Below are 2097 nucleotides of genomic sequence, written 5' to 3'. Positions count from 1 at the left end.
AGGCGCCGGCCGCGGAAGCGCAGCGCGGAGCCTTCGGTCAGCGGACCGATGCCGCGGCCCAGCCGCCGCAGCAGGCCCCGCAGAACCGCGCCCAGCGCCGAGCCGCCGAGAAGCGCAAGTAGCGGAACCTGCCCCGGTCACCGTTTCTCTGAGATCAGGTGATCTGACGGAGGCAGGAGGATTTCACGCCGAAGCGTCCTGCGTCCACCAGATCACCTGTTCTGGGTGGGGCGTTCGCGAGGTGGCGGGCCACGAGCGGTCCATTGGCCTCGGCACCCCGCGGATATCCTGAGGCGATGAGTCCTCTCCGCACTCTCGACCAGTCCAGCAAGCTCAAGAACGTCCTGTACGAGATCCGCGGGCAGGCACTGGCCGAGGCAGACCGGCTCGAGGACGAGGGTCACACCATCCTCAAGCTCAACACCGGGAACCCCGCGGTGTTCGGCTTCGAGGCGCCGTTCCAGATCGTGCGCGACATGATCGAGGCGGTGCCGCACGCGCACGGCTACAGCGACAGCAAGGGCATCATGCCGGCCCGTCGTGCTGTGGTCTCGCGGTACGAGCAGGTGCCCGGGTTCCCGCAGTTCGACCCCGACGACGTCTATCTCGGCAACGGCGTGTCGGAGCTGATCACGATGACGATGCAGGCGCTGCTGGACGAGGGCGACGAGGTGCTCATCCCGGCGCCCGACTACCCGCTGTGGACGGCTATGACGAGCCTCGCCGACGGGACGCCGGTGCACTACCTGTGCGACAACGCGAACGGCTGGCAGCCCGATCTCGACGACATCCGCTCGAAGATCACCCCGCGCACCAAGGCCATCGTCGTGATCAACCCGAACAACCCGACTGGTGCGGTGTACTCGCGCGAGGTGCTGCAGGGCATCGTCGAGATCGCGCGCGAGCACTCGCTGCTGCTGCTGTCGGACGAGATCTACGACCGGATCGTCTTCGACGACGTGCAGCACATCCCGCTCGCCACGCTCGCGCCCGATCTGCTGTGCCTCACGTTCAACGGGCTGTCCAAGACCTATCGCGTAGCCGGCTACCGCTCGGGCTGGCTGGTGATCACGGGCCCGAAGAAGCACGCGGCGGGGTTCCTCGAGGGCATCCAGCTCCTCGCGTCGACGCGACTGTGCCCGAACGTGCCGGCTCAGCACGCCGTGCAGGCGGCGCTGTCGGGCGTGCAGTCGATCGACGCGCTCATCGCGCCCGACGGCCGGCTGCACGAGCAGCGGGATGCCGCCTGGGAGGGTCTCGAGCGAATCCCCGGCGTCACGTGCCTCAAGCCCCAGGGCGCGCTCTACGCGTTCCCGCGGCTGGATCCCGAGGTCCACGAGATCCACGACGACGGCAAGCTGGTCTACGACTTCCTCGTCGCAGAGCATGTTCTCCTCGTGCAGGGGACGGGCTTCAACTGGCCCACCCCCGACCACCTGCGTATCGTGACACTTCCCGAGGCGCGCGTGCTGTCAGAGGCGATCGAACGTCTCGGCAACTTCCTCGCGTCGTACAAGCAGTAACGCGACGGTGCCGCAGGTCGCGGCATCCGTCAAGGGCCTGGTGAGTGCGCGCGGGCACGGCCTACGTTCGCGCATATGGCGATCCAACTGAACCAGTCCGGGCTGCGGCATGCGCGAGCCCTCATCCGCGACGGCAAGGTCGTCCGCGACGAGCGGGACGACTGGTCGGAGGCGGCCCCCTCCGCCGACGAAGAGAACGAGTTCATCGAGCGCGAGGGATGGACGGAGTTCTCGCACTGGCATCTCGGCATGGACCGAAGCCAGAACGAAGAGACCAAGGAGGCGTACTCGTTCCCGATCGGGGACTTCCGGCGCGTGCACCGCTCGGGCGTGATCTCGGCCGAGAGCCGCGCAGGCCAGCACGACCACTACGAGATCCGCGACGCGCTCAAGTCGCTCCTCGAGCTGATCGACCAGGACCAGAAGAAGTGACGACCGGGCCGGCCAGGCCACGAGGCTGGGGTCGGCCCGCTCGCACGACCGGCGGCGTCAGAGAAGGGCGAGCGACGTGGCGCGCCAGCGCCCGTCCATGCCCTCGAGCCGCACCGCGAGCGCGCGCGTGCGCGCCGGGCCG

General features: G+C 68.5%; 3 protein-coding genes. 2 read left to right on the top strand and 1 reads right to left on the bottom strand.

What is annotated here, in order from left to right:
* Positions 1–296: 296 nt before the first annotated feature.
* Both EIO58_RS16780 and EIO58_RS16775 read left to right on the top strand, forming a co-directional pair.
* Complete coding sequence (locus EIO58_RS16780; protein WP_127820429.1) at positions 297–1523, top strand: pyridoxal phosphate-dependent aminotransferase; 1227 nt, start codon at positions 297–299, stop codon at positions 1521–1523.
* A 75-nt stretch (positions 1524–1598) separates the two neighbouring features.
* Positions 1599–1955, top strand: coding sequence for a hypothetical protein (locus EIO58_RS16775; RefSeq protein ID WP_127820428.1), 357 nt, complete (start codon positions 1599–1601; stop codon positions 1953–1955).
* 57 nt (positions 1956–2012) lie between these two features.
* Here the strand turns inward: EIO58_RS16775 and EIO58_RS19410 are convergent.
* The coding region (locus EIO58_RS19410; protein WP_240658960.1) for an Rv3235 family protein at positions 2013–2097 on the bottom strand (85 nt) is incomplete at its 5' end.

The sequence above is a fragment of the Microbacterium sp. CPCC 204701 genome (genome assembly GCF_004010105.1).
In the GTDB taxonomy this organism is placed as follows: Bacteria; Actinomycetota; Actinomycetes; order Actinomycetales; family Microbacteriaceae; genus Microbacterium.
This window is presented reverse-complemented; position numbering and strand designations above follow the sequence as displayed.